The sequence below is a fragment of the Brevundimonas sp. CEF1 genome (assembly GCF_051353055.1).
In the GTDB taxonomy this organism is placed as follows: Bacteria; Pseudomonadota; Alphaproteobacteria; order Caulobacterales; family Caulobacteraceae; genus Brevundimonas.
In genome coordinates this window covers 3,234,103-3,256,380 of sequence record NZ_CP195593.1, presented here as the reverse complement: position 1 = coordinate 3,256,380, position 22,278 = coordinate 3,234,103, and the positions used below count along the sequence as shown (strand labels likewise).

15 protein-coding genes are annotated in these 22,278 nt (G+C 69.0%); 4 read left to right on the top strand and 11 right to left on the bottom strand.

The window, feature by feature from the left end:
* Positions 1-33 precede the first annotated feature (33 nt).
* Complete coding sequence (locus tag ACR9FL_RS16295) at positions 34-243, bottom strand: hypothetical protein (protein WP_436356385.1); 210 nt, start codon at positions 241-243, stop codon at positions 34-36.
* 172 nt (positions 244-415) lie between these two features.
* On the opposite strand from ACR9FL_RS16295, the gene ACR9FL_RS16290 reads away from it, so the two are divergent.
* The gene (locus ACR9FL_RS16290) at positions 416-1,711 is read left to right on the top strand and encodes an OmpP1/FadL family transporter (protein WP_436356384.1); all 1,296 of its coding nucleotides are present in this window, start codon (positions 416-418) and stop codon (positions 1,709-1,711) included.
* A gap of 243 nt (positions 1,712-1,954) precedes the next feature.
* Here ACR9FL_RS16290 and ACR9FL_RS16285 read toward each other — a convergent pair whose 3' ends face one another.
* Both ACR9FL_RS16285 and ACR9FL_RS16280 read right to left on the bottom strand, forming a co-directional pair.
* Positions 1,955-3,460, bottom strand: a complete 1,506-nt coding sequence (locus tag ACR9FL_RS16285) for a DEAD/DEAH box helicase (RefSeq protein WP_436356383.1) — start codon at positions 3,458-3,460, stop codon at positions 1,955-1,957.
* 315 nt (positions 3,461-3,775) lie between these two features.
* A complete protein-coding gene (locus tag ACR9FL_RS16280; protein WP_436356382.1) occupies positions 3,776-4,426 on the bottom strand; it encodes a DUF1345 domain-containing protein in 651 nt (216 codons plus the stop codon).
* Positions 4,427-4,517: 91 nt separating this feature from the next.
* Between ACR9FL_RS16280 and ACR9FL_RS16275 the strand changes: the two genes are divergently transcribed.
* The gene (locus ACR9FL_RS16275; protein WP_296174551.1) at positions 4,518-5,333 is read left to right on the top strand and encodes a Ku protein; all 816 of its coding nucleotides are present in this window, start codon (positions 4,518-4,520) and stop codon (positions 5,331-5,333) included.
* Here ACR9FL_RS16275 and ACR9FL_RS16270 read toward each other — a convergent pair.
* The 4 genes from ACR9FL_RS16270 to ACR9FL_RS16255 form a co-directional block, all read right to left on the bottom strand.
* On the bottom strand, positions 5,330-5,794 hold the full coding sequence (locus ACR9FL_RS16270; protein WP_436356381.1) for a cysteine hydrolase family protein: 465 nt from the start codon (positions 5,792-5,794) through the stop codon (positions 5,330-5,332). The genes ACR9FL_RS16275 and ACR9FL_RS16270 overlap by 4 nt on opposite strands.
* Positions 5,791-5,973, bottom strand: coding sequence for a DUF3606 domain-containing protein (locus tag ACR9FL_RS16265; protein WP_087120133.1), 183 nt, complete (start codon positions 5,971-5,973; stop codon positions 5,791-5,793). The genes ACR9FL_RS16270 and ACR9FL_RS16265 overlap by 4 nt, the downstream gene beginning before the upstream one ends.
* Positions 5,974-6,059: 86 nt before the next feature.
* Entirely contained in the window at positions 6,060-7,247 is a 1,188-nt protein-coding gene (locus tag ACR9FL_RS16260; RefSeq protein WP_436356380.1) for an MFS transporter, read from the bottom strand.
* Between the two features lie 17 nt (positions 7,248-7,264).
* A complete protein-coding gene (locus ACR9FL_RS16255) occupies positions 7,265-8,299 on the bottom strand; it encodes an aldo/keto reductase (protein ID WP_436356379.1) in 1,035 nt (344 codons plus the stop codon).
* An 88-nt stretch (positions 8,300-8,387) separates the two neighbouring features.
* On the opposite strand from ACR9FL_RS16255, the gene ACR9FL_RS16250 reads away from it, so the two are divergent.
* On the top strand, positions 8,388-9,299 hold the full coding sequence (locus ACR9FL_RS16250) for a LysR substrate-binding domain-containing protein (protein WP_436356378.1): 912 nt from the start codon (positions 8,388-8,390) through the stop codon (positions 9,297-9,299).
* On the opposite strand, the gene ligD is transcribed toward ACR9FL_RS16250, so the two are convergent.
* From ligD to ACR9FL_RS16230, 4 genes are read right to left on the bottom strand one after another with little or no spacing between them, the layout of a single operon-like run.
* Complete coding sequence (gene ligD, locus ACR9FL_RS16245; protein ID WP_436356377.1) at positions 9,296-11,815, bottom strand: DNA ligase D; 2,520 nt, start codon at positions 11,813-11,815, stop codon at positions 9,296-9,298. The genes ACR9FL_RS16250 and ligD overlap by 4 nt on opposite strands.
* A gap of 54 nt (positions 11,816-11,869) precedes the next feature.
* Positions 11,870-13,195: an ammonium transporter gene (locus ACR9FL_RS16240; protein WP_296174565.1), complete on the bottom strand. Its 1,326-nt coding sequence runs from the start codon at positions 13,193-13,195 to the stop codon at positions 11,870-11,872.
* Between the two features lie 44 nt (positions 13,196-13,239).
* The gene (gene gltB, locus ACR9FL_RS16235) at positions 13,240-17,766 is read right to left on the bottom strand and encodes a glutamate synthase large subunit (RefSeq protein WP_436356376.1); all 4,527 of its coding nucleotides are present in this window, start codon (positions 17,764-17,766) and stop codon (positions 13,240-13,242) included.
* Entirely contained in the window at positions 17,763-19,196 is a 1,434-nt protein-coding gene (locus ACR9FL_RS16230) for an NAD(P)-dependent oxidoreductase (protein ID WP_436356375.1), read from the bottom strand. Before ACR9FL_RS16230 ends, gltB begins: the two co-directional genes overlap by 4 nt.
* 264 nt (positions 19,197-19,460) lie before the next feature.
* Here ACR9FL_RS16230 and ACR9FL_RS16225 point away from each other — a divergent pair, with 264 nt between their 5' ends.
* On the top strand, positions 19,461-22,265 hold the full coding sequence (locus tag ACR9FL_RS16225) for a M16 family metallopeptidase (RefSeq protein WP_436356374.1): 2,805 nt from the start codon (positions 19,461-19,463) through the stop codon (positions 22,263-22,265).
* The last annotated feature ends 13 nt before the right edge of the window (positions 22,266-22,278 follow it).

Below are 22,278 nucleotides of genomic sequence, written 5' to 3'. Positions count from 1 at the left end.
AGATGGCGAACCTAGCACAAAAGCTCAACCCCGTCAGGCGGCGACGATGACGCGGCGGAAGGCGGCGCATGGTCCGGCCTGTCGTGCTGCGGCTATCCCTTCGGGTTCGGCGGCGACGAAGAGGCCAAAATTCAGCTGGTGATTCGTGGTCGTGATGGGGGTGAAGTTGACCTTGCGGAACACGATCTTTCTCAAGAACTGCGTTATTTGGGCATTGATCTTGCCGTTGCGTAACCTCACCAAGGTGTGAAATTGTGCGACTTCATCGCCACGGTTTGGCCGATTTGCGGTCCGACAGGGGCCTTGGGCGCAACGCTTTCATGACACAGGCGCTGTGGCTGTTAGCGTCGCCTCTCTCCCCGAACAACGACCCGACCATCAGTAAGGTCGGGCGGTCCCACATAGGTGAAACAGTATGACTCCCAGGAACATGGCCCGCATCAGCGGCCTCGCGATCCTCATGGCCTCCGTGGCCGCTCCGGCCTTCGCCGGCTCCTTCTATCTGCAGGAACAATCGGTGCGCGGCGTCGGCCGGGCCAATTCGGGCGAGGCTGCGGATCGCGGCGTCGGCTCGCTGTGGTGGAACCCCGCCGCCATCGCCCGCAGCGGCCGCGAACTGTCCTTCGGCATGCACGCCATCCGCATCGATTCCGAGGTCAAGAACAGCGGCTCCTACGTGACCTATCCGGGCGGCGCCAATGTGCCGGTGACCAATCCGCGCAACACGACGGTCGATCCGATCGAGAGCGGCCTGGTGCCGAACTTCGCCTTCGCCACGCCGATCGGCGACCGCTTCGCCGTCGGCCTCTCGGTGGCCGCGCCCTACAACTTCACGACCAAGTACGAGAAGGCTTCCTTCACCCGTTACGACGCCCTGACCTCGGAGTTGCGCTCGGCCAACGCCGGCCTGACCGTGGCCTATCAGGTCAACGACTGGCTGGACGTGGGCGCCGGTCTGGACGCTCAATTCGTCAAAGCCAAGCTGACCTCGGCCCTGCCCAACCTGTCGCCCTTGCTGCCGGACGGCACCAACACCCTGGAAGGCGACGGCTGGGACTACGGCTGGAACGTCGGCGCCCAGGTGCACAAGGGTCCGTGGGACCTCGGCCTGAGCTACCGCTCCAAGATCGAGCATGAGCTGGAAGGCGACATCGCCATCGCCGGCCTGCTGGGCCCCCTGGCCGGCGCCAATGTCGCCACCGCCGGCAAGGCCAGCTTCAACACGCCCTGGTTCGCCTCGGCCTCGGTGCGCTACGCCGTCAACGACAAGCTGACGCTGAACGCCCAGGTCAACCGCATCGGCTGGTCCGAGTTCCAGGCCATCGACGTCGAATACGGCGCGGGCGGTGACTCGATCCATCAGAACTACAAGGACGTGACCACAGGCGCGATCGGCCTGGACTACGCCCTCAGCGACAAGACCACCCTGCGCGCCGGCGTCGGCTATGACCCGACCCCGACCCGTGACAGCCTGCGTACGGCCCGCATCCCGGACGCCGACCGCTGGCTGTTCTCGGTCGGCGCCTCGACCGAGGTGACCGAGGGCGTGACCTTCGACGCGGGCCTGTCCTACGTCGCCTTCAGCGATGCGGACATCTATGACGACCGCACCTTCTATGCCGGCTCGGCGGCGGCGACGACCTCGCACCTGCGCGGCACGGCCGAGGGTTCGGCCCTGGTCGCCTCCATGGGCGCGCGCTGGGCCTTCTGATCCAGCGACATCGCGAACAGGAATGCGGCGGCTCCTTTGCGGGGGCCGCCGTTTTTCTTGGTCGGCATTGCGCGGCGCCGCGAAAAAACAGTGCAATGGGCGGCGGCGGACGTTTGCGTCGCCCCCTCCACCGCTACGCGGTCCCCCTCCCCACAGAGTGGGGAGGAAAGCAGGAGCGGAAATGAAAAACGCCGGGCTCTCGAGGAGGGCCCGGCGTTTCGGTCTTGGCGCTGATCCGAAGGATCAGTTCTGCGAGCCGTAGCCCTTGCCGCCGTTCGACGGGCGACGGCGCGGACGGCGCTTCATCTCGCCGACCGGCTTGGGCTCGGCCGAGGGATTGGCGCGCGGCGACGACTTGGGACGTTCGCCCGCCATCGGATCATAGACGGCGGCCGGACGATCGGCGTGGTGGGTTCGGTCGCGGTTGGCGCCGCCCTTGCGCTGGCGGTGCGGCTGACCGCCGCCCTCCGGCTTGACGCCGTCGCGACGCGGGTTGCGAGCACGGTTGCGGCCTTCGCCGCCGCCGCGGCCTTCGCGGCCCTCACGCTCGGGCAGGGTGGCCTTCTGCTTGACGCCGGCGGCCATGATCGAGGCGTCCAGCTGGGCCAGGGCCTTGTCGTTGCGGCGGTCCACGGCCGGGATCTTCTGGCGCGTGACCTTCTCGATGTCCTTGAGCAGCTTCATCTCGTCGCCGGCGACGAAGCTGATGGCCGTGCCGTCCTTGCCCGCGCGGGCCGTACGACCGATGCGGTGGACATAGGCTTCCGGCACATAGGGCAGTTCGAAGTTCACCACATGGGTGACCTTGTCCACGTCGATGCCGCGCGCGGCGATGTCGGTGGCGACCAGGACGCGCAGCTTGCCGTTCTTGAAGGCTTCAAGCGCGCGCTCACGCTGCGGCTGGCTCTTGTTGCCGTGGATGGCGCCGGCCTCGACACCGCCGGCTTCCAGATAGGCTGCGACCTTGTCGGCGCCGTGCTTGGTCTTGGTGAAGACCAGGCAGCGCGTATAGGCGGGGTCGCTGAACAGTTCGGTCAGCAGGGCGCGCTTGCGGCCCTGTTCGATGTGGATGACCGACTGCTTGATGCGCTCGACCGTGGTGGACTGCGGCGTGACCTGGACCTTGACCGGGTCCTTCAGCAGCTCGCCGGCCAGCTTGCCGATCTCCGACGGCATGGTGGCCGAGAAGAAGAGGTTCTGACGCTTGGCCGGGATGCGGCTGACGATCTGACGGATGGGCTTGATGAAGCCCAGGTCCAGCATCTGGTCGGCTTCGTCCAGGACGAAGATTTCGGTCGACGACAGGTCCAGGGTCTTCTGCTGCAGGTGGTCCAGCAGGCGGCCGGGGGCGGCGACCAGGACGTCCAGGCCCTGTTGCAGGGCGCGTTCCTGCGGGCCGTATTTCACGCCGCCGAAGATGACGGCGACGCGGAAGCCGAGGTGGGCGCCGTACTGCTTGAAGCTGTCGGCGATCTGGGTGGCCAGTTCGCGCGTCGGCGACAGGATCAGGGCGCGCGTGGTGCGCGGCTGGGGCGCGACGCGGTTCTCGGCCAGGCGATGCAGGATCGGCAGGGCGAAGGCCGCGGTCTTGCCGGTGCCGGTCTGGGCGATGCCCAGCAGGTCCTTGCCCGCCATGACGTCGGGGATGGCCTTGGCCTGGATCGGGGTCGGCTTTTCGTAGCCGGTCGAGGCCAGGGCCTGGAGGAGGGCCTTGTTCAGGCCCATGGATTCAAAAGTGATATTGCTCACGGAGCGTCTTTCGCTTGCGGAAGTGCGCATCCCGCGTGCGTCGGGTCGAGAAGGCGAAGCCTTCTGACCGCACGCAACAAGGAAGACGCACCGCCAGTCCCGATAGAGCTTCGGAATGAAGCCGTCGGGGTGGATCGGGCGCCGCCCCGCGTGTCCGGACGACGTAATGACTCTGAGGTCTGGCCGGCTGCGTCTGCAATCAGGTCTTCGGGGAGGAAGACCCACACGCGTTGCAGGAAACCGGATACCGCGATTGTGCGGTGCAGCGCAGATGGGCCTCAATAGCGGCCAAGTCAAGGCGAAGGACGGATAAGCCTAGAGCAGGCTGACCGCCATATTGACCGCCAAGGCCAGGATGACCGTGTTGAAGACGAAGGCGATCAGGCTGTGGACGGTGGCGATGCGGCGCAGTCTGCGGCTGCTGATCTGGATGTCGGCGGTCTGGCTGGCCACGCCTATGATCAAGGAGAAGTGCAGGAAGTCCCAGTAGTCGGCCTCGCTTTCACCAGGGAAGATCAGGCCCCGGCGGTCGCCCTTGCCCTTGCTGGACGGGGCGTAGAACTCGTGGGCGTAGTGCAGGGCGAAGATGACGTGGACGAAGAGCCAGGAGACGGCGATGGTGCCGATGGAGAAGAGGGCCTCGGCCGTCGTGGGTTTGCCGCCGTCCGCCGTCTCCATGACGATGACGAAGACGCTGGCCCCCGCCGCCAGCAGGCTGAGCGGCAGGACGGCGGCGCCGGCTTGATCGAGGGCCGCCGCGCGTCGACGGATGGCGTCGGCGGTGCGGGCGCGCCGCAGCCGGGCCAGGGTGAGCAACAGAAAGACGCTGGCGCTGACGTCCCAGGCCACGGCGACGCGCATCTGCCAGTCCCAGGCGGCGGGGGTGGCGGCGACGGCGACCGCCAGAACTCCCAGGCCCAGCCACAGGGCGGCGTGCAGTCGGAACGAGCGGACGATCCAGGACATGGATGGATGATGGCGCGGTTCTGCGACGGCAGCCAGTGGGACTGAACAAATCCGCCCTGTGCCCGTTCGGTCAGGGGCGAAGGAGCGGAACATGGCGACGCGACCGACCTGGCAGGGGCATCTGAAGCTGTCGCTGGTGACCTGTCCGGTCGCCCTCTACACGGCCACGACCAGCGCCGGCGACGTGCGTTTTCACCTGATCAATCCGGCAACGAACAACCGCATCCGCATGGTGACGACGGACCCCGACACCGGGCCGGTCGAGCGGTCCGACCTGGTCAAGGGCTATGAGGTCTCGGCGGGCGAATACGTCCTGTTCGACGAGGCCGACTTCGACAAGGTGAGGCTGGACAGCACCCGGACCATCGCCATCGATCAGTTCGTCGATGAGGCGGACATCGACCGGCTCTATTGGGACGATCCCTTCTATGTGGTGCCGGAAAAGGGCGTGGGGGTCGAGGCCTTCGCCGTGATCCGAGAGGCGATGAAGAGCGCGGGCAAGATCGCGCTCGGTCAGTTGGTGCTGCGCGGCAAGGAGCGGCAACTGGCGCTGGAGGTCCACGGCAAGGGGCTGGTGGCCTACACCCTGCGCGCCCATGACGAGGTGAAGGACGCCGACGACTTCTTCGACGACATCCCGGCGGTGACGGCCGACGCCGACATGGTCGAGATCGCCGCCCGCATCATCGGCCAGAAGGAGGCGGAGTTTGACCCGGCCCGTTTCCACGATCGCTACGACGAGGCCCTGCGCGAGATGATCGCCGCCAAGCAGAAGGGCGGCGTGGTCTCGGCGCCCGAACCGGACGACACGAACGTCATCGACCTGATGGCGGCGCTGAAGGCCAGTTTGAAGGGGCCGGCCAAGCCTGCGACCAAGAAGCCTGTGCCGAAGACGAAGGCGGGCTAGAGGTCGGCCGTGGCGACCACATGGCCGAAGTGGTGCCGCCACAGCCGGGCGCCCAGTTCGCCCGAGCGATCCAGCGACGAGCCGACGGTCAGGTCGCTGATCAGGGTCGGGGTCAGGCCGGCGTCGAACAGGGCGAAGCCGGCGGCCAGGACGCAGGTGTCGGCCTGGATGCCGCAGACCAGGACCCGTTCCGGGTTCAGGCTCTTCAGATGGGCGATGGTTTCGGGCGTCGGGGCATAGCCGTGTTTCACGTGAACCACGTCGGCGGTGATCAGGCTGTCGTCATCGGGGCCGGGGGTCCAGCCGAGCTGGCGCGCGAAGGGGGTGACGGCCTCGTCGTGGCGCTCGACCGTGGCCACCGACGGCATGGTCCCGATCAGGCGATTGACGCCCTCGATCAGCCAGTCCGGCGGACTGAAGCTGGGCTGGATGTCGATGACCAGCAGGGCCTGTGGGATCAACGCTTCTTGCCCAGTTCGGCGGCGATGTCCTTGGTCATGCGGCCGACCTTGCGGTGGGCGGCGGTGATCTGGTCCTTGGTCACGCCCCAACGCTTCATCCAGTATTCGACGGCCTGACGCTCGGACAGGTCCAGCCGGTCCTTGTCGATGAAGCCGCGCTTGTCCTTGAGGCCCGCCATGAGGGTGTCCTTGATCCGCAAAGACCAAGCCTAGCACCAAAGCGGCGAAACGGCCCCTTCTTCAGACCAAGAAGGGGCCGACTTTTCTAGCAGCCGGCGGAGGCTGTGGCCGCCGTCATGCGGGTCTCGCGTCGAACCAGCAGCAGGACCAGGATCAGGCCCGAGGCCGCCATGGCCGCCCCGGCCAGGGCCACGGCGGGGTAGCCGAGGTTGAGGCCGATCACCGCTCCGCCCAGGGCCGCGCCGATGGCGTTGCCCAGGTTGAAGGCGCCGATGTTCATGGCCGAGGCCAGGTTGGGCGCGTCGGCGGCGGCCGTCATCACTCGCATCTGCAGCGGCGGCACCAGGGCGAAACTGGCCACGCCCCAGGCGAAGATGACCACGGCGGCCGGCGCCTGCCACGGCATGACGACGGCGAACAGGATCAGCAGGGCGGCCAGGGCGGCCAGGGTGACGATCAGGGTGCGGTCCACCGAGCGGTCGGCGAAGCGCCCGCCCAGCCAGTTGCCCACCGTCAGACCGACGCCATAGACGACCAGCATGGCGGTGACGAAGGCGCCGGAGGCCAGGGTCTGTTCCTTCAGGATCGGGGCGATATAGGTGAAGACGGTGAACATGGCGCTGGAGCCGATGACGGTCAGGGCCAGGGCGGCCAGAACCGGGCCGCGCTTCAGCACCGCCAGCTCGGCCTTCATGGCGCCGCCATCGGTTGAGACCTCGACCGGACCGTGGGGCAGGGTCAGACGCAGGGCGATCATGGCCAGGGCGCCCAAGCCCGCAATGCCCCAGAAGGAGGCGCGCCAGCCCAGGGTCTCGCCGGCCCAGGCGGCCAGGGGCACGCCGGTGATGTTGGCGATGGTCAGGCCCATGAACATGGCCGCCACCGCGCCCGCGCGCCGGTTCGGCGCGACCACGCTGGCGGCGACGATGGAGCCGACGCCGAAGAAGGCCCCGTGGTTGAACGAGGTCACGACCCGCGCCGCCATCAGGCTCCAATACTCAGGCGCGACGGCCGACAGCAGGTTGCCCAGGGTGAAGATCCCCATCAGGCCGATCAGCAGGGTCCGGCGCGGCACGCGGCCGGTGGTCAGGGTCATCAGCGGCGCGCCGATCAGGACGCCGAAGGCGTAGGCGCTGACCAGCAGGCCCGCCGCCGGGATGGAGACGCCCAGGTCGCCGGCGATGACGGGCAGCATGCCCATGGGGGCGAACTCGGTCACGCCGATGCCGAAGGCGCCGACGGCGAGGGCCAGAAGGGGAGGGTTGAGTTTCATGGGGCGGAAACCTTGGCTCAGACCAGGGCCGGGTTCAGGCGAGCGAACCCTTCCTGCTGGCGATAGGGGGCGTGGGGATAGGGCGGCAGGACGTCGCTGGCGGCGTCGAGCGCGGCGACCTGCGCCGGCGTCAGGCTCCAGCCGACGGCGCCGAGATTCTGGCGCAGCTGTTCCTCGTTGCGGGCGCCGATGATGACCGAGGAAACGGTCGGACGTTGCAGCAGCCAGTTGATCGCCACCTGGGGCACGGTCCTGCCGGTCTCGGCGGCGACGGCGTCCAGGGCGTCGACGACGCGATACAGGTGCTCGTCCTCGACCGGCGGGGCGAAGGCGGCGGTCTGATGCAGGCGGCTGCCGTCGGGGATGGGGGCGTCGCGGCGGATCTTGCCGGTCAACCGGCCCCAGCCCAGGGGGCTCCACACCAGGGCGCCGAGGCCCTGATCGGCGGCCAGCGGCATTAGGTCGGCCTCATAGGCGCGGCCGATCAGGGAATAATAGACCTGATGGGCGATGAAGCGGGGACGGGCGTCGCGGTCGGCAAGGCCTTGCGCCTTCATCAGGGCCCAGCCGGGATAGTTGGAGACGCCGGTGTGGCGCACCTTGCCTGAGGTCACCAGCAGGTCCAGCGTGGCCAGCAGTTCCTCGACCGGGGTCGAGGCGTCGAAGGCGTGCAGTTGCAGCAGGTCGATATGGTCCGTGCCGAGGCGGCGCAGGGCGGCCTCGACGGAGCGGATCAGGCGGTCGCGCGACACGCCCCAGTCATTGGGGCCGTCGCCGGTCGGCAGACCGGTCTTGGTCGAGATCAGCACCTGATCGCGGCGGCCCTTGATCGCCTGGCCCAGGACCTCCTCGGAGGCGCCGTCGGAATAGACGTCGGCGGTGTCGAACAGATTGACCCCGGCCTCCAGGCAGATGTCGACCAGGCGGCGCGCCTCGGTCACGTCGCTATTGCCCCAGGCCCCGAACAGGGGGCCGGAACCGCCGAAGGTCCCTGTGCCGAAGCTGAGGACCGGCACGCGCAGGCCTGACGATCCGAGTTGACGATAGTCCATGACGGTCCCTTCCGTTCTGTTCGAAGGCGCACAGATGGACGGCGGGGGCCGCGCGCGTTAGAGGCGGTTCAGGCCAAGGATTTTTGAAATGAACGCAAAGATGCAGGCGGGCGGGGCCGATCGGGCGCGCGAGATGGCGGTCTTCGCGGCGGTGGCGGCCAGCGGCAGTTTCTCCGCCGCCGGGCGCGACCTGGGGCTGACCCCCTCGGCGGTCAGCCGGACCCTGGACCGGATCGAGGCGCGGCTGGGGGTGCGGCTGATGCTGCGCACGACCCGGACCCTGACCCTGACGCCGGAGGGGCAGGCCTATCTGGGCGCGGCGCGGCGCATCCTGTCCGATCTGGACGACGCCGAGCAGGCCATCGCCGACCAAGGGGCGCCGCGCGGACGGCTGCGGGTCAGCGCCTCCCTGTCGCACGGGCGGCTGTGTGTGGTGCCCCTGCTGGGCGATTTTGTCGCCCTCTATCCGCACATCCTGGTCGACATCAATCTGACCGATGTGGTGGTGGACGTGGCGGCGGGGCAGGCGGACGTGGCCATCCGCTTCGGCCCCCTGGCCGACAGCGGCCTGACGGCGCGCAAGCTGGGCGAGACGCGGCGCGTCATCGTGGCCTCGCCCGCCTATCTGGCCGCGCGCGGGACTCCGAGGACGCCCGAGGACCTGCACGACCACAACTGCCTGAATTTCAACTTCCGCCGCGTCGAGCCGGTCTGGCCGTTTGTGCGCGAGGGGCGGGAATACAGCCTGTCGGTCAGGGGCGCTGTCGAGGCCAACAACGGCGAGACCCTGGGCCAGTTGGCGGCGGCTGGGGTGGGGGTGACGCGGGTGGGCGCCTTCAGCGTGGCCGATGACGTGGCGGCCGGCCGGCTGGTCCCCCTGCTGGAGGACTTCAATCCGGGCGACGTGGAGAACATCCACGCGGTCTTCGTCGGCGGGGCCAATACCCCGGCGCGGGTGCGGGTCTTCGTCGACTTCCTGGCCGAGCGGCTGAAGGCCTAGCCCAGCTGGCGCAGGGCGGGCTTCAGCGACGCCGCCGAGGCGCGAAAGTCCGCCCAGGGATCGGGCGCCTGCAAGAGGTCGGCGGCGCTCAGCAGGGTGAAGGCGGTCGGGTCCAGACCGGGCTTCACCTGATCCCAGGACAGGGGGCAGGCGATCCCGGCGCCGGGCCGGGCGCGGGGCGACCAGGGGGCGACGGCGGTGGCGGCGCGGCCGTTGCGCAGATAGTCGAGGAAGATCTTTCCGCTGCGCGCCTTCTTGGCCAGGGTAGTGGTGAAGCGGTCGGGATGGTCGGTCTTCAGGGCCTCGGACACCCCCTTGGCGAAGGCCTTGGCCTGATCCCAATCGACGCGACTGCGGGCGTCCGCCTTGATCGGGACGACCACGTGCAGACCCTTGCCGCCGGTGGTCTTGACGAAGGGGCTCAGGCCCTGGGCTTCGAGACGGAGTTTCAGCAGGAGGGCGGCGGCGACCACGGCGTCGAAATCCAGTCCTTCGTCGGGGTCGAGGTCGAAGGTGATCTGATCCGGCGTCTCGGGATCGCCGGGCTTGCAGCCCCAGGGGTGCAACTCCAGCCCGCCGGACTGGCCGATGGCGATCAATCCGCTGAGGTCGGTGACGGCGAGATAGAGCCGGCCTTCGCCGACATCGACGGCGCGTAGGCCCGGATGGCGGCCGGCCAGGGCATGCCGCTGGAAGAAGCGTTGGCCATCTATGCCGTCCGGCGCGCGGATGATGGAGACGGGGCGGTCGAGAATGTGGGGCAGGAGGCGCTCGGCGGCGGCCTCGTAATAGGCGATCAGGTCGGCCTTGGTGACGGCGGGGTGGGCGTCGGTGGTGGGCCACAGGATCTTGTCGGGGTGGGAGATGGTCACGCCCGCGACGACCAGCTTGACGGGCTTGGCGGCGAGTGACGGCGGCTGCGGCGGCGCGGTGACGTCGGCGGGCGCCTTGTCTTCGCGCAGCCCCTTGAAGGCGGCCTGACGCAGGAGGCCGTCCCTGGAGTAGCCCGCGTGTTCGATCTCGGCGACGAGGACGGGGGCGACCCAGTGCAGTTGGTCCTCCGCCTCGGGCGTGGCGACGAAGGGCGAGCGGTCGGCGGCGGCGGCCTTTAGCGCGGGCAGAAGGCTCTTGGTCAGGGCCGCCGAATAGCCCGTGCCGACGCGGCCCAGATAGCGCAGGCCGCCCTTTGTCTTCACCCCGACCAGCAGGGAACGGAAGCGGGTTGCGCCCTCCGACGACCAGCCGCCGATGAGCACTTCGTCGCGGCCCCGGCACTTGGCCTTGATCCAGGCGACCGAGCGCCCGGCGCGATAGGGGGCGTCCAGCGTCTTGGAGATGACGCCTTCCAGATTCATGCGGCAGGCGCTTTCCAGGAAGGTCTGACCACTGGCCCCGAAATGCTCGACGTAGCGCAGGCGAGCGGCGGCGGCCTTGGGCGTGCGGTCGATCAGGGCCTGAAGTCGGGCCTTGCGGTGCGACAGGGGCAGGCGGCGCAGGTCCTCGGACCCGTCGAACAGGAGGTCGAAGGCGAAGTAGACCAGGCGGTCGGTCGCGCCCTCCGAAATGGCGGTCTGTAGGGCCGAGAAGTCCGGCATGTCGTGATCGTCCAGGGCGCACAACTCGCCGTCGAGCACGCCGTCGGGCCAGTGGGCGGCGTCGGCGGCCAGTTCGGGAAAGCGGTCGGTCCAGTCCAGCCCCTTGCGGGTGCGAAGGGTCGCGCGCCCGCCGCCGGTGGCGACCTGGATGCGGTAGCCGTCGAACTTGATCTCATGCGCCCAGCCCGGCGCCGAGGGCGGGCGGTCGGCGACCTGGCACAACTGGATCGGGACGAAGGCGTGGGGTTTGGCGAGGGGGTGCGTCGCCCTGGACGGCTGGGGTTTGGGCGGCGACTTGCGCGTCGTGGCCTTGGATGAGGTCCATTGCGTCTCGCCCTCGGCGATCTGGGCCAGGCTGCGTCCGCTGACGACCGAGGCGTCGATCTCGGCCAGGGCGTCGCCTTCGCCATCGACGGCATAGGCGTCCTTCTCCTTGATCAGCAGCCAGTTGGGTCGCTTGGAGGGCTTGCCGCGATCGGACTTGAGCCGGATCAGGGCCCAGCCGCCCTTTAGCCGCTCGCCGTCGAGGGTCAGCTTGATAGCCCCCTTGGCGAAGGCGGCGTCGATGTCGGCGTCCTGGGGGGTCCACTCGCCGACGTCCCAGAGTTGCACCGTGCCGGCGCCGTAATTGCCCGCCGGGATGGTGCCTTCGAAGCCGCCATAGTCGAGCGGATGGTCCTCGACCTCGACCGCCAGACGCTTGACGTGGGGATCGCGCGACGGGGCCTTGGTCACGGCCCAGGACTTCAGCACCCCGTCGTGCTCGATGCGGAAGTCGTAGTGCAGATGCGACGCGGCGTGGCGCTGGATCAGATAGCGCAGGCCGGTCTGGCGCGGCTTGAGCTTGCGGCCCTTTGGCTCCGGCGTGACGCCGAAGTTCCGTTTGGCCTGATAGGTGCCGAGTTCACCGCGCGCCGCCATCCAGCCAGAACGCAGAGGGGCGGCGAAGGCTTCACGCGCTCGCCGCCCGGTGGATCAGTGCATGGCTTCGCCGTGCTGGCTGTAGTCGAGGCCCTCGATCTCGGCCTCCTTCTCGACGCGTAGGCCGACGGTGTATTTGCAGATCATCAGCACGACGAAGGTGCCGACGGCGCTCCAGACCATGGCGCCGCCCAGGCCGATGGCCTGCTTCCACACCGTGGCCCCCTCCGCGACGGGGTTGATGGCGGCGTTGGCGAAGACCCCGGTCAGCAGGGCGCCGGCGATGCCGGCGATGCCATGCACCCCGAAGGCGTCCAGGCTGTCGTCATACTTGAGTTTATGTTTCAGCCAGACTGCGCCGACATAGGCGATGGGGCCGGAAATCAGACCGATGAAGAAGGCCCCCTTGGGGTCGACGAAACCGGCGGCGGGGGTGATGGCGACCAGACCGGCGACCACGCCGGTCAGCAGGCCCAGCAGGGTCGGCTTCTTCTTCAGCGTCCACTCGACCGCGATCCATCCGACGGCGGCGGCGGCGGGGGCCAGCAGGGTGTTGAAGACGGCGACCGCGGCGATCTCATTGGCCCCGGCAGCTGAGCCGCCGTTGAAGCCCATCCAGCCGACGAAGAGCAGGCCCGTGCCGATGGCGGTGAAGGCCAGGTTGTGCGGGGCCATGTTGTCGCGGCCCCAGCCGTGGCGCGGGCCCAGCACAATGGCGCAGACCAGACCGGCCACGCCCGCATTGACGTGGACCACGGCGCCCCCGGCGAAGTCGAGCACGCCCAGCTCGCCCATCCAGCCGCCGCCCCAGACCTGATGGCAGATCGGCGCATAGACGATCAGGTGCCACAGGGTGAAGAAGAGCACGCTGGCCGAGAACTTGATCCGCTCGGCGAAGGCGCCCGCGATCAGGGCCGGGGTGATGATGGCGAAGGTCAGCTGATAGCCGATCCACAGGAACTCGGGCAGGCCGGGGGTCAGGCTGTGCGCGGTCTTCACCCCGACGCCGTTGAGGAAGAGGGCCTGAACCCCGCCGATGAAGCCGTTGGCGGGGCCGTCAATCGTGCCAAAGGACAGGGTGTAGCCGGCGACGAACCACAGGACGGTGACGATGGCCATGGCCGCCGTGGAATGGGCGATGGTGGCGATCAGGTTCTTCTTGCGCACCATGCCGCCGTAGAAGAGCGCCAGACCCGGCAGGGTCATCATCAGCACCAGGGCCGTTGAGGTCAGGATCCAGGCCGTGCCCGGCCCATCCAGCGCCAGCGGGACCTGATGCGCCAGCAGGTTCGGCGGCGCGGCGAAGGCGGGCGCCGCGAACGCAAAGGCGAAAAGGCCGCAACAGAATGCTGCGGCCTTGGTGATCGTCGGTGGTGTCATGAAGGTCTCGAGGAGAAGACGCGGGCGAAAAGGAGAGGGCGACGTCAGGCCGGTTGGGCCAGCCTGACGTCGGTGTTGGCGGCCTCGGCGGCGAGGACGGTCTTGGGCGCGATGCGGACGAAGCGCGGTGCGAACTTCGTCCAGTCGGCCAGGACGCGTTTGGCCAGGGGCGAGGCGGTGGCGGCGGCGTGGGCCTCGATCAGGGCCTTGAGCCGCGTCTCGGCTTCGGCGTCGATGCGACCGATCCCGGCCATGTCGCCGTTCAGGGCCTGAGCCGCGCGGCCCTCGGCGTCCAGCACGAACAGCTCGCCGCCGCTCATGCCCGCCGCCAGGTTCCAGCCGACCGAGCCCAGCACGACCACACGACCGCCGGTCATGTATTCGCAGCCGTGCGCGCCCAGACCCTCGACCACGGCTTCGGCGCCCGAGTTGCGGACGGCGAAGCGTTCGCCCGCCGCGCCGGCCACGAACAGACGGCCCGAGGTGGCGCCATAGAGGGTGGTGTTGCCGCAGACCTGCTGGTCGGCGCGCCACTCATAGGGACGGACGTGGATGTCGGCGCCCGACAGACCCTTGCCGACATAGTCGTTGACCTCGCCGGTGACGTCGAGGATCAGGCCCTTGGCCCCAAAGGCGCCGAAGCTCTGACCGGCGATGCCTTCCAGCTTCAGTTTCAGACGGCCTTGCGGACCCTGAGGGCCGAACTTGCGGACGATGGCCGAGGAGACCCCGGCGCCGGCGGTGCGCTGGGTATTGTTCAGCGGATAGGACAGTTCCAGCGTCTGGCCACGTTCGAGGAAGGGGGCGGCGTCCTTCAAGACCTGGGCGTCCAGGCTTTCGGGGACCGGCTGGCGAACCTTGTCGGCCCAGCGGCCGGGCCGGTCGACGTCGACCTTCATCAGCAGGGGGTTGAGGTCCAGATCGTCCAGGTGCGAGCCGCCGCGCCGCGTCTGACGCAGCAGGTCGGTGCGGCCGACGATCTCATCGATCGTGCGCGCGCCGATGGAGGCCAGGATCTCGCGGACCTCCTCGGCGATGAAGGTGAAGAGGTTGACCACCTTCTCCGGCGTGCCGGTGAACTTGGCGCGCAGGCGCTCGTCCTGAGAGCAGACGCCGACGGGGCAGGTGTTGGAGTGGCACTGACGCACCATCAGACAGCCCATGGCGATCAGGCCCGAGGTGCCGATGCCGTATTCCTCGGCCCCCAGAAGCGCGGCCAGGACCACGTCGCGGCCGGTGCGGATGCCGCCGTCGGCGCGCAGGCTGACCGAGGAGCGCAGATGGTTCAGGCTGAGGACCTGATGGGCCTCGGCCAGGCCGATCTCCCACGGCATGCCCGCGTGCTTGACCGAGGTCTGGGGCGAGGCGCCCGTGCCGCCGTTGTGCCCGGCGATCAGGATGGCGTCGGCCTTGGCCTTGGCCACGCCCGAGGCAATGGCGCCGATGCCGGTGGCCGAGACCAGTTTGACCGTGACCTTGGCGTCGGGGTTGATCGCCTTCAGGTCGTAGATCAGCTGGGCCAGATCCTCGATCGAATAGATGTCGTGGTGCGGCGGCGGGCTGATCAGGGTCGTGCCCGGAACCGCGTGGCGCATCCGGCCGATGAACTCGGTGACCTTGAAGCCGGGCAGCTGGCCGCCCTCGCCGGGCTTGGCGCCCTGGGCCACCTTGATCTCGATCTCGCGGCACTGGTTCAGGTATTCGGCGGTGACGCCGAAACGGCCCGAAGCCACCTGCTTGACCGCCGAGTTGGCGTTGTCGCCGTTCGGGCGCGGCACATAGCGGGCCGGGTCCTCGCCGCCCTCGCCGGAGACGGCGCGCGCCCCCATCCGGTTCATGGCGATGTTCAGCGTCTCATGCGCTTCAGGGCTGAGGGCGCCCAGAGACATGGCCTGGGACAGGAAGCGGCGGCGGATGTCCGAGACGCTCTCGACCTCGTGCAGCTGGACCGGGGTCAGCCCCTCCTTGAAATCCAGCAGGTCGCGCAGGGCCAGATCCGGCTGCTCGCGGACGGCGGCGGAGTATTGCTTGAAGCGCTTGAAGTCGCCGCGGTTCACCGCGTCCTGCAGCAGGTGGATGGTCTTCGCGTCATGGGCGTGGGCCTCGCCGCCCGCACGGATGCGGAAGAAGCCGCCCATGGACGGAGACGGGACCGCCGCGCCAAAGGCCACGGTGTGACGCTTGAGCGCCGCCTGCTCCAGACCGGCCAGACCGATGCCGGAGATGCGCGACGGCGCGCCGGGGAAGAACTCGGCGGCCAGGGCGCGCGACAGGCCCAGAACCTCGAACTCGCAGCCGCCGCGATAGGCGGAGATGATGCTGATGCCCTTGCGCGCCAGCACTTTCAGTAGTCCAGCCTCGATGCCGTGCTTGTAGTTGAGGCAGGCGTCGTGAAGTGTCAGGCCCGGATAGGCCCCGCGATCCAGACGTTCCTGGAACAGCTCCTGCGCCAGCCAGGGATTGACGGCGGTGGCGCCGACCCCGACCAGAACGGCGAAGGCGTGGGGGTCCAGGGTCTCGGCGGAGCGCACGACCAGCGAGCAATAGGTCCGCAGACCCGCCGCGATCAGGCGGCCGTGGGTGCCGGCGGTGGCCAGGATCATCGGCGCGGCCAGACGCTCGGCCGAGGCGTGCTCGTCGGTCAGGACGATCAGGGTGGCGCCCTCGCGCGCGGCGGCCTCGGCCTCGTCGCGGATGCGGTCCAGCGCCTGACGCAGGCCGGCGCCGGAGCGGTCGCCTTGAGCCGGGACCGGGTAGGTGCAGTCGATCACCGTGGTCGAGCCGTCGGCGACGACGCCCAGCAGGCGCTGGTACATGCCGGTGGTCAGGACCGGGCTGTCCAGCACGAAGACCTCGGTCTGGGCCTCGTCCTGGGCCAGGATATTGCCCAGGTTCTTGAAGCGGGTCTTCAGGCTCATGGCCCCGGCTTCGCGCAGGGGGTCGATGGGCGGGTTGGTGACCTGGCTGAAGTTCTGGCGGAAATAGTGGGCCAGGGGGCGGGGCAGGCTGGACAGGACGGCGGGCGGGGCGTCGTCGCCCATGGAGCCGACCGCCTCCTTGCCGTCGCGGACCAGGGCGTCCAGCAGCAGGTCCAGATCCTCGCGGCTGAAACCGGCGGCGATCTGGCGCCGGATCAGGGCCTCGCCGGTGGCGGCGCGCGGCTCGGGGCCGGGGCCGATGATGGGCTCCAGATCGACCATGTTCTCCAGCCACTGTTCATAGGGCTGGGCGGCGGCCAGGGCGTCGACGGCCTCATGCTCGTCATAGATGCGGCCGTGCTTCAGGTCGACGGCGATCAGCTTGCCGGGGCCGATGTGCAGGCGGCGCTTGATGCGGCCCTCGGGCAGGGGAACCAGACCGGCCTCGGAGCCGGCCAGCAGCAGGCCGTCCACGGTCTCGACGGCGCGCAGGGGGCGCAGGCCGTTGCGGTCCTTGCCCGCCACGACCCAGCGGCCGTCGACGGCGCACAGGGCGGCGGGGCCGTCCCACGGCTCCATCACCGCATTGCAGTAGGCGTAGAGGGCGCGGTGCTCGGGCTTCATCACCACGTCGTCCGAGGACCAGGCTTCGGGCACCAGCAGGGCCTTGGCCAGGGGGGCGGGACGCCCGGCGCGGACCAGAACCTCGAAGACATTGTCCAGGGCCGCCGAGTCCGAACCGCCCGGCTGGACCACCGGCTTGACCTCCTGATCACGCTCGCCGAAGGCCGAGGCGGCCATGCGGATCTCGTGGGCGCGCATCCAGTTCAGGTTGCCCTGAAGCGTGTTGATCTCGCCGTTGTGGGCCAGCATGCGGAAGGGCTGGGCCAGCTTCCACTCGGGGAAGGTGTTGGTCGAGTAGCGCTGGTGGAAGACGGCGTAGCCCGACTCGACGCTGGGGTCGTTCAGGTCGTGATACAGCTGGCCCAGCAGCTCGGCGCGGACCATGCCCTTGTAGACGATGGAGCGGGCCGACAGGGAGCACAGGTAGAAGCCGTTCAGGCCTGAAGCCTGCACCGCCTTTTCGATGCGGCGGCGGCACAGGAAGAGCTCGCGCTCCAGTTCCTCGATCTCCATGCCCTCGGGGGCGGCCAGCATGATCTGCTCGATCTCGGGCCGGGTGGCGTCGGCGCGGACGCCGACGACCGACAGGTCCAGCGGGGTCTGGCGCCAGCCGTAGATGTAGAAGCCCGAGCGGATGGCCTCGGCCTCGACGATGGCGCGGGCGTGGTCCTGGGCGCCCAGGTCGGTGCGCGGCAGGAAGACCTGACCCACGGCGATGGGGCCGGGACGCAGGGTCTGGCCGACGGCGCGCACCTGGGCCGCGAAGAAGGCCTGGGGCAGTTCGATCATGACGCCGGCGCCGTCGCCGGACAGGCCGTCGGCGTCGACCGCGCCGCGGTGGGCCACCGCCTTCAGCGACTTGATGGCCATCTCGACGATCTCGCGACGCGGCTTGCCGTCGATGGCGCAGACCAGGCCCACGCCGCAGGCGTCGCGTTCCGACGATGGGTCATAGGCGCCGCCGTCGATCAGGCGGGCGCGGTTGGCTTCGTATTGGGCCAGCCAGTTTTGTTGCGATGCGTCGGTCATGCGGCGGCTTCCTCGGTACGCGCGCGCAGGTAGCGGTCGATTTCAGCCGCGGCGTCCTGGCCGTCGCGCACGGCCCAGACGACGAGGGAGGCGCCGCGCACGGCGTCTCCGGCGGCGAACACGCCGGGCAGGGTGGTGGCGAAACCGCCACGCGCCACCTGCAGGGTGTTCCACTTGGTCAGGCCGAGGTTGGCGTCCAGCTGTTCGCCAAAGGCCTCGGGTTCAAAGCCGAGGGCCTCGATCACCAGGTCGGCGGGCAGGTCGAAGTCCGAGCCGGCCACCGGGGCGATGTCGCGCCGCCCGCCGGCCGAGGCCTCGGTCAGGGCCATGCGCTGGGCGCGGACGGCGGTGACAGCCTCGCCCTTGGACATCAGGGCCTTGGGCGCGCCCAGCCATTCGAAGCGGACGCCTTCCTCTTCGGCGTTCTGCACTTCGCGGGCAGAACCCGGCATGTTGTCGCGGTCGCGGCGATAGAGGCAGACGACGCTGTTCGCGCCCTGGCGGATGGCGGTGCGGACGCAGTCCATGGCCGTGTCGCCGCCGCCGACGACGACGACGTCGCGACCGGCCGCGTGGGGCGCTGACGCGTCGGCGACGTCGCCGCAGTCGACGCGGTTCTGGGCGATCAGGAAGTCCAGGGCGGCGACGGTGTCGTTCGGACCGCGACCGGGCACGCTGAGCGTGCGGGCCTGATAGACGCCCATGGCCAGCAGGACGGCGTCGTGGCGATCACGCAACTCGTCCATCGTCACATCGACTCCGACGTTGGTGTTGAGCACGAACTTGACCCCGCCCTCGACCAGACGGTCGACGCGGCGCTGGACGATGGGCTTCTCAAGCTTGAAGCCGGGGATGCCGTAGGTCAGCAGGCCGCCGGCGCGGTCGTGGCGGTCATAGATCGTGACGGCGTAGCCCTCGCTGCGCAGACGGTCGGCGGCGGCCAGGCCGGCGGGGCCGGAGCCGACGATGGCCACGTTCTGGCCGCGTTCGGCCAGGGGGCGGATGGGCTCGACCCAGCCGTTGTCGAAGGCGGCATCCGCGATCCAGGCCTCGACCGAGCCGATGGTGACGCCGTCCCAGCCGGACTGTTGCAGGGTGCAGGCGCCCTCGCACAGGCGATCCTGAGGACAGATGCGGCCGCAGATTTCCGGCATGGTCGAGGTGGCCGAGGCGACGCGCCAGGCCTCGCGCAGGTCGCCGTCCGCCGACAGGGCCAGCCAGTCGGGGATGTTGTTCTGCAGCGGGCAGGCGTTCTGGCAGAAGGGCACGCCGCAGTCGGTGCAGCGCGACGCCTGAACCGTCCCGCTGTCGGCGGTCGGTTTGAGCGTGATCTCTGTAAAGGCGCGCACGCGTAACTCAGCGGGCTGTTTCTCCAGCCGACGCTGCTCAATCAGAAAACCACCAGGGTTGGAACGACCACCTTTTTGCATCTGCTCATTAAGCGAAACATGGGGCAGGTGTGCAAATATTTTTCTAAGCAAAGCCTAAAAATGATGAGTTTGGGCATGAATTTGAGGTTGCGTTTGCGGTTGACGCATGTTGCGACCGATTATCGGTGTGCGTCGCAGCGCGAAATTCCGATCCGGAAGGCGCATGACGGCCCTCTGGGGCGGATTAAATTTTGGACAGGTTGGTTTCTGGCGGCGTAGCGCCGTTACGGTCCCCGCCATCGCGATATCGCATTGGGGGACTTCATGACCATCGCCGCCCGCCGCCTGGCCCTTCTGGGCGGGGCCGCCGTCAGCCTGCTGGCCGCCGCCGCTCACGCCGCTCCGGCGCCCGCCGCGCCGCCCGCCGTCCAGAACCGGGCGGCCGCCGCAGCCCTGCCGGCCCTGCCGGATGTGGACATCCCCTTCACCAAGATGGTGCTGCCGAACGGCCTGACCCTGATCGTCCATGAGGACCACAAGGCGCCGATCGTGGCGGTGAACATCTGGTATCATGTGGGGTCCAAGAACGAGCCGGTCGGCCGTTCGGGCTTCGCCCACCTGTTCGAGCACCTGATGTTCAACGGGTCGGAGAACTTCAACAACGACTTCTTCAAGGCGACCGAACTGCTCGGCGCCACCGATCAGAACGGCACCACCAACACCGACCGCACCAACTATTTCCAGAACGTCCCGACCTCGGCGCTGGACAGCGTCCTGTGGCTGGAAAGCGACCGCATGGGCCACCTGCTGGGCGCCATCGACCAGGCCCGCCTGGATGAACAGCGCGGCGTCGTCCAGAACGAGAAGCGCCAGGGCGAGAACCAGCCCTATGGCCGCGTCTGGGATGCGATCACCGAGGCCACCTATCCGGCCGACCACCCCTATGGCCACACCGTCATCGGCTCGATGGCCGATCTGGACGCCGCCAGCCTGGACGACGTGAAGGGCTGGTTCCGCGACTATTACGGGGCCGCCAACGCCACCATCGTCCTGGCCGGCGACATCACGCCCGAGGAAGCCCGCGCCAAGGTCGAGCACTATTTCGGCGACATCCCCTCGGGCCCGCCCGTCACCCAGCCGCAGCGCATGATCGCGCGTATGGAGGGCGCGCAGCGCGAGATCATGTATGACCGCGTCGGCCAGCCGCGCCTCTACAAGGTGTGGAACGTGCCGCCGACGGGCGACGCCGCCACCGACTATCTGGGCCTGCTGGGCCAGGTCCTGTCGTCGGGCCGCACCTCGCGTCTGCACAAGCGTCTGGTGTTTGACGATCAGGTCGCCACCAGCGTCTTCGCCGGCACCTCGGAAAGCGAGATCGGCAGCCAGTTCCTGGTCATGGTCACCGCCAAGCCGGGTCAGGACCTGGGCGCCATCGAACGCGTGGTGGATGAGGAAATGGCCCGCCTGCTGCGCGACGGCCCGAGCGCCGAGGAGCTGGAGCGCGCCCGCACCGTCACCGGCGCCGGTCTGGTGCGCGGCCTGGAGCGCATCGGCGGCTTCGGCGGCAAGTCCGACCGCCTGGCCGAGAGCCAGGTCTTCCTCGGCGACCCCGGCGCCTGGAAGGCCAGCTACGAGCGTCTGCTGACCGCCACGCCCGCAAACCTGACGGGCGCGGGCCGCGACTGGCTGACCGACGGCAGCTATGCCCTGGAAGTCCTGCCCTTCCCCGACTTCACCACGGCCGCGACCGGCGCCGACCGCAGCAAGATGCCGGACCCGGGCGCCGCGCCCCAGGCCGACTTCCCCAGCTTCGAGCGCTTCACCCTGTCCAACGGCCTGAAGGTGGTTCTGGCCCCGCGCACGGGCGTGCCGACCGTCAGCATGAACCTGATCGTCGAGGCCGGTTCGGCGGCTGATCCGGCGGGCAAGAACGGCGTGGCCCAGCTGGCCCCCGCCGTCATGACCAATGGCACCGACCGGTTGAACGCCTTGCAGATCAGCGACCAGCTGCAACTGCTGGGCGCCTCGATCGGCGCGGGTTCGGCGGTCGACTACACCAACGTCTCGCTGAACGCGATCGAGTCGCGTCTGGAGCCGTCGCTGGCCCTCTACGCTGACATCATCCAGAATCCGGCCTTCCGGGTCGAGGACTTCCAGCGGGCCAAGGCCCAGCAGGTGTCGGGCATTCAGCAGTCGAACCGCAACCCCGGCGCCATCGCCAGCCGGGTTCTGGCGGCCAATGTCTTTGGTCCTGAAAACCCCTATGGCCGTCCGACCTCGGGCACCGAGGCCAGCGTTCAGGCCCTGACGCCCGCCGACGCCGAGGCCTATCACGCCGCCTGGTTCCGCCCCGACAACGCCACCCTGGTGGTGGTCGGCGACACGACCCAGGCCGAACTGGCTCCGGCGCTGGAGAAGGCCTTCCGCACCTGGCGCGCGCCCTCGACCCCGCTGCCGGTCAAGGCCGCCGCGCCGGCCCTGCCGTCGCAATCGGCGCCCCGCGTCCTGATCGTGGACCGCGCCGGTCCGCAATCGTCGATCACCGCCGGCCGTCTGGCCCCGGCCTTCGACGCGGCGACCGAGGGGGCCATCGATGTGGCCAACACCGCCCTGGGCGGCGCCTTCACCAGCCGCATCAACATGAACCTGCGCGAGGACAAGCACTGGTCCTATGGCGCCGGGTCGGGCATCCGCACCACGCGTGGCGAGCGGATGTTCCTGGTCTCGACGGGCGTCCAGTCGGACAAGACGGCCGAGAGCCTGGTCGAGATCCGCAAGGAGCTGAGCGACGTGGTCGGTTCGCGTCCCCTGACCGAGGAAGAGATCGCCGCCGTGCGCTCCAACCTGGTCCTGGGCATGGCCGGCAACTGGGAGACCAATGCCGCCGTGGCGGGCGACCTGACCAGCATGGTCGTCTATGGCGTGCCGGAAAACTATTACGACGGCTACGCCGCCTCGGTGAACGCGACCAATCCGCAGCGGGCCTCGGTCGCGGCGCGCGCCATCGTCGGCGACGGGCCGACGACCTGGGTCGTGGTCGGCGATCGCGCGGCGATCGAACCCAAGATCCGCGCCCTCAACCTGGGCGAGGTTCAGGTGGTCGACACCGAAGGCCGCCCCGTCAACTGACGGATCGGTTCGG